We start from the raw sequence: 5,841 nt of genomic DNA on the forward strand, positions 1-5,841 counted from the left end.
CGTACATGGTGCGGCCCTTCATGCAGCCGCGGTACAGCTCGGTCATGATGTCCCGCATCTCGGTCGGGTCCATCCAGTTGTTGGTCGGTCCGGCGCCGTCGGCGGTGGCACTGCAGATGAAGGTGCGCGACTCGACCCGGGCCACGTCGGCCGGGTCGGAGACCACCAGGTAGGACTCGGGCTTCTTGGCGTCGTCGAGCTTCACCGCCGATCCGGCCGTCACCAACTCGCCCATCAATCGGTCCCACTCGGCCTGCGACCCGTCCGACCACTCCACCCGGTCCGGCTGGGTGAGCTCGGCGACCTCCCGGACCCAGGACAGCACCCCCCGGTGCGTCGTCGGCGCCGTCTCCAGGCCGGGAATGGTCGCTGCGGTCATCAGAGCTCTCCTAGGTGCGTGCCGTGCAGATGCTTCCCTAGAGGCTAACGCGGGTAACGACTGCACCGTGAGCGGGGCTGTGGCCGCCATCGTCGCCCAGCTCGGCGCGGACCGCGGCCAGCGCCCGGCGCAGTGCCGGCAGCTCGCGGTCGCAGGCCGCCCCGACCGCGGCGTGCTCGCCGAGCTCACCGTCCAGCGCGGCCACCGACGACGCCGCCCGAGCGGCGGCGCTCTCGTGTCGTTCGGCCAGCTCGGCGGAGAGCGCCGATTCGGCGGCCAGCACCCGCACCGCGACCAGTTCTTCGGCGGCCGACCGCAGGGCCGCGACCGCCTCGGCCACCCATCGGTCGAGCAGCGCGCGGTCGAGCAGCAGGCCGCGGGTGCCCACCACCCACACCGCCGACGCCAGGCCGACGGCGGCGCAGGCCACCGCCCCGACCGCGCCCAGGCCGGCCGGCAAGCCGGTTAGCAGCCGGCCCAGCGTCAGCGTCATGCCCAGACCGAAGCCGGCACCGAGCACCGTCATCAGCCGGGTCTCCAGCCGGCGGGACCGCAGCGCCGGACCGGCCATCTGGACGGTCGGCCGCGGCGCCGGCGGCGGTTCGGCCGTCAGGCCCAGCGCGGCGGCGACGTCGACCAGATGCGCCGCGACGCCCTCGTCCAACTCGCCGATGACCGCGTCGAACCGGGCGCGCAGGTGCTCCTCGAAGCTGGGCAGCCGACGCCGGGTCAGTCGACCGGCAGCCTCCTGCAACTCACCACGGAGCGCGGCGCAGCGGCTACCGGCGATGTGGGTGAGCTGCACCCGGGCCCGGGCGATCCGGCCGCGCAGCGCGATCGTCTGCGCGGTTCGGTCCAGCCGTCGCCGGCGCAGCTGGGCCTCTCGTCGCCGGCGCAGCCGATCGATCCGCTCGCGGCGGTCGGCTGCGGCCCGGTGCTGCCGGCGGGCCAGGGCCTGCAGCTGGGACTCCCAGGATCGCAACCGGTTCCGGCGTCTGGTGTCCGGGGCGGCGAGCCGGTCGCAGACCGCCTCGACCAGATCATCGGCCCGCGGCTCGCCGCGACCGGGCCGGGCGGCGGCACCCACCCACGGGGTGTCCCGGTAGCGGGCCGCTCGGGCGGCCAGCGTCTGCCTGGCCAGGTCCAGCATCTGCGGCCAGTGCCGGTGCAGGTCGATCTTGGCGACAACGCCGATCACCGCGTCGGTGTGGACGGCGGCCGCGTCCAGCAGCGCGCAGTCGGAGTCGGTGAGCGCCGCGGCCGCCGACACCACGAACACCACCACCGCCGGCGCCGCGCCGGTCGGCAGCGCGCTCGCCTCGACGACAACCCGCTCCGGCAGCCGGCCGGTCAGCGCAGTCGCCACCGCGGTCACCCCGGCGAGCCGCGGACCGGTCACCAGCACCACCTCGTGGTGCCGGTCGGCCGGGGGACGCGCCCGGGGCGCGATCGACGCCACCAGCGCGTCCACCCCGGCCACCGGGTCCGCGCGGCCGGTCACGCGCCCGCCCGGAACCACAGCCGCAGCGACCCCCGGGCGATGTCGGACCCGCACGCCCGGTGCAGCGCGTCCACCGGGCCGCACCGGTAGCGGTGCCAGTGCCGGGCCCGGCGCAGCTGCGCGTCGGCGTCAGCCGCCGGCTCGGCGGTGAGGCCGGCCGCTTGGGCCAGCTCCATCGCCGCGGCCATCCGGGCCAGCACCGTCTCGTCGCGAGACAGGAAGGCGTCGATCCGGCCGTCGGCGACGGCCAGCGCCGCCAGCCGCCGCACGGCGGCCAGCAACCGCCGGTAGCGCACCACCGCGGCCAGGGCGTCCAGCCGCTCGACGACCCGGTCGACCCCACTGAGCCGGCGCAGCAGCGCCCGCACCTGGTCGCGGGAGCAGCCCCGGCGGACCGCCGGGAGCACCCGGTCGATGCCGGCGACGCCCAGGGCGTCGATCAGGCACTCCGGGCGACGCGCGTCGGCCGGGCCGGCCGCGAGCGCCCGCAGCGCCGCCCACCGGGTGTCGTCCAGCACATCGGTGAGCGCGGCGACCGCGTACAACCCGGCGAGCGGCAGCACCGGCATCCCGATCCGCGCCGCGGCGCCGCTGGTCACCCCGGCCAGGTCGGCCTTGTTCCACGCCACCGCCACCGGCTGCGGCAGCGTGGCCACCGCGGCGATGTCCTCCGGTTTGACCGCCTCGGCGACCAGGTAGACCACCAGGTCGGCCGGATCGGGGCCGTCTCCCGGGGCTACCCCGGCGGCGCACAGCGCCCGGGTCACGGTGCGCCGGCCCACGCCGCGTCGTCCGCGCACGGCGACCCGCACCGGGGTGTCCAGGTCGTTCGCGATCGCGGCCACCGCCGGGTCTGCCACCTCGGCGGCGAACCGGGTCACCTCGTCGACGAAAACCGCAATCTCCCCTCATCGAGCCGTACCGAATGCTGACCTCCCGAACCAGCGGCCGCGAGTCACCCGGCGCCGTCGTCCCCAGCCAGGCAACTGTTGGGTATCAATGTGCGCCGCACGGTGGGCGGATCGAACCCGATGGGCCACCATGGACGGATGCATACAGAGCCGGGGGCACCGGCCGCCGAGGCCGGCACCCGGCGGTACCCGCGCACCTTCAGCTACCGGCCCCGCCGGTCCACCCTCACCGCCGGCCAGCAGCGGACCTGGCAGCGGCTCTGGCCGGAGTACGGCATGGACATGGACCACGCCGCCACCGGCCAGCCGGATTCGGCCGCGCTGGACGCCGCCGCCTGGTTCGGCCGGGACGCGGCGCTGGTGTTGGAGATCGGCAGCGGGACCGGCATCTCGACGGTGGCGATGGCCCGGGCCGAGCCGGACGTCGACGTCATCGCCGTCGAGGTGTACCGGCGTGGCCTGGCCCAGCTGCTCTGCGCGATCGAGCGGGAGGACGTCGGCAACGTCCGGCTGATCCGCGGCGACGCGCTCGACGTGCTGGAGTGGCTGGTCGCCACGGGGTCGCTGACCGGGGTGCGGGTCTTCTTCCCCGACCCGTGGCCCAAGGCCCGCCACCACAAGCGCCGAGTGCTGCAGCCGACGACGATGGCGCTCATCGCCGACCGGCTGCGACCCGGTGGGGTGCTGCACGTCGCCACCGACCACGCCGACTACGCCGAGCAGATCGCCGAGGCCGGCGATGCCGAACCGGCGTTGCGCCGGGTCACCGCGTCCGCCGCGCTGCCCATCGCGGTCACCCGGCCCACCACCAAGTACGAGGCGAAGGCGGCGCAGGCGGGCAGCGCGGTCGCCGAACTGCTCTGGGTGCGCAGATGAGCACCGGCACCGACCTCGCTGACGTCGCGTCGACCGACCCGCCGCCCGGGCCCGCGGCGGACCCCGAGACCCGGCGGGTGCTGCTGGTGTGGGACGCACCCAACCTGGACATGGGCCTGGGGGCGATCCTCGGCCGGCGGCCGACCGGAGCCGAACGGCCCCGGTTCGACGCCCTGGGCCGCTGGCTGCTCAACCGCACCGCCCAGGTCTCGGCCGGTCGGCCGGAGATCACCGTCGAGCCGGAGGCGACCGTGTTCACCAACATCGCGCCCGGCACCGCCGACGTGGTCCGGCCCTGGGTGGAGGCGCTGCGCAACATCGGCTTCGCGGTCTTCGCCAAGCCGAAAGTGGGCGACGACAGCGACGTGGACGCCGACATGCTCGACCACATCGCGCGACGCCGCACCGAGGGGCTGGCCGCGCTGGTGGTGGCGTCCGCCGACGGGCAGGCCTTCCGGGATCCGCTGGAGGAGTCCGCGGCGTCCGGGGTTCCGGTCCAGGTGATTGGATTTCGTGAACACGCCAGTTGGGCGCTAGCCTCGGATAACTTGGAATTCGTCGACCTGGAGGACATCCCTGGTGTGTTCCGGGAGCGGCTGCCGCGGATCAGCCTGGATTCGCTACCGGAGCAGGGCGCGTGGCTGCAGCCATTCCGGCCGCTGACCTCGCTACTGACCCCGCGTTTGTGACAACTGGACAACGCGCGGGTCACCGCAGAATTCAGCAAGGGTAAGGAGTATAGGTGTTCGCCTGGTGGGGTCGAACCGTGTACCGGTACCGGTTCATCGTGATCGGCGTCATGGTGGCCCTCTGCGTCGGCAGCGGCTTGTTCGGGATGAGCCTGGACAAGCACCTCACCCAGAGCGGTTTCTACGACGACGGCAGCGAGTCGGTGCGGGCGTCGGTGCTGGCCGACGAGGTCTACGGGCGTGACCGGGTCAGCCACGTCGTCGCGGTCTTCCCCGCCCCGGCCGGCAAGACCGTCGACGACCCGGAGTGGTCGAAGAAGATCGCCGGCGAGCTCGACACCGTCGTCAAGGACCATCCCGACCAGGTTCAGGCCTGGGTCGGCTACCTGAAGGCGATCACGTCGACCCCGGGCAAGACGCCCGAGCAGGTCCGGGAGAAGTTGCAGGCCCGTGCCGACGATCCCGACGAGGAACCGGGTGTTCGCGATGCCGCCCGCCAGGTGCTGGGCATGAACACCGAGGACGGCAAGTACACCTTCGTCTCCATCCCGCTCAAGGGCGACGACGACGACACCATCCTGAACAACTACAAGCAGATCCGGCCGGCGCTGCAGCAGCTGGACGGCGGCGCGGTCGAGCTGGCCGGGCTGGAACCGGTGGCCGACGGGCTGACCGGAACCATCGCCAAGGACGAGCAGCGGATGGAGGTGCTGGCGCTGCCGCTGGTCTGCGTCGTGCTGTTCCTGGTCTTCGGTGGGGTGGTCGCCGCCACCCTGCCCGGGCTGGTCGGTGGCCTGGCCATCGCCGGTTCGATGGGCATCATGCGCTTCACCGCCCTCTTCGGGCCGGTGCACTTCTTCGCCCAGCCGGCGGTGACGCTGGTGGGGCTCGGCATCGCCGTCGACTACGGCCTGTTCGTGGTCAGCCGGTTTCGGGAGGAGATCGCCGAGGGCTACGACACCGAGGCGGCGGTGCGCCGCACGGTGATCACCGCGGGGCGCACGGTGATGTTCTCGGCGGTGCTGATCGCGGCGTCGGCGGTGAGCATGCTGGTCTTCCCGCAGGGCTTCCTGCGCTCACTGACCTACGCGATGATCGCCGCGGTGATGCTCTCGGCGATCCTGTCGATCACCATCCTGCCTGCTGTGCTGGGCGTCCTGGGCCCCAACGTCGACGCGCTCGGGGTGCGGACGCTGCTGCGGGTGCCGTTCCTGGCCAACTGGAGACCGTCCCGGGTCTACCTGGAGTGGCTGGCCGGACTGCTGCAGCGGACCAAGACCCGCGACGAACTGGAGAACGAGTTCTGGGGCAAGCTGGTCAACCGGGTGATGAAGCGCCCGCTGCTGTTCGCGCTGCCGATCGTGATCGGGATGATCTTGCTGATCATCCCGCTGGGCAAGCTGTCGCTCGGCGCGTTCAGCGAGAAGTATCTGCCGCCGGACAACTCGGTCCGGCTGGCCCAGGAGCACTTCGACAGTCTCTTCC

5 protein-coding genes and 1 pseudogene are annotated in these 5,841 nt (G+C 73.1%); 3 read left to right on the plus strand and 3 right to left on the minus strand.

All coding sequences use genetic code 11. From position 1 onward, the window contains the following. From AC2VNT_RS10205 to AC2VNT_RS10215, 3 genes and pseudogenes are all read right to left on the minus strand, one after another. Nucleotides 1–379, minus strand: a pseudogene (locus AC2VNT_RS10205) (phosphoenolpyruvate carboxykinase (GTP)); the annotation flags it as partial. A 37-nt stretch (nucleotides 380–416) separates the two neighbouring features. Then, nucleotides 417–1,880, minus strand: coding sequence for a hypothetical protein (locus tag AC2VNT_RS10210; protein ID WP_486946742.1), 1,464 nt, complete (start codon nucleotides 1,878–1,880; stop codon nucleotides 417–419). After that, nucleotides 1,877–2,761: a hypothetical protein gene (locus tag AC2VNT_RS10215; RefSeq protein WP_486946743.1), complete on the minus strand. Its 885-nt coding sequence runs from the start codon at nucleotides 2,759–2,761 to the stop codon at nucleotides 1,877–1,879. The genes AC2VNT_RS10210 and AC2VNT_RS10215 overlap by 4 nt, the downstream gene beginning before the upstream one ends. Before the next feature lie 168 nt (nucleotides 2,762–2,929). On the opposite strand from AC2VNT_RS10215, the gene trmB reads away from it, so the two are divergent. The 3 genes from trmB to AC2VNT_RS10230 form a co-directional block, all read left to right on the plus strand. Then, nucleotides 2,930–3,667, plus strand: coding sequence for a tRNA (guanosine(46)-N7)-methyltransferase TrmB (gene trmB, locus AC2VNT_RS10220; RefSeq protein ID WP_486946744.1), 738 nt, complete (start codon nucleotides 2,930–2,932; stop codon nucleotides 3,665–3,667). Next, nucleotides 3,664–4,356: an NYN domain-containing protein gene (locus tag AC2VNT_RS10225; RefSeq protein WP_486946745.1), complete on the plus strand. Its 693-nt coding sequence runs from the start codon at nucleotides 3,664–3,666 to the stop codon at nucleotides 4,354–4,356. Before trmB ends, AC2VNT_RS10225 begins: the two co-directional genes overlap by 4 nt. 53 nt (nucleotides 4,357–4,409) lie before the next feature. Then, nucleotides 4,410–5,841, plus strand: a 1,432-nt coding sequence (locus tag AC2VNT_RS10230) for an MMPL family transporter (protein ID WP_486946746.1), incomplete at its 3' end; no start/stop codon positions are given.

It is taken from the genome of Mycobacterium sp. TH-M15 (genome assembly GCF_057473705.1).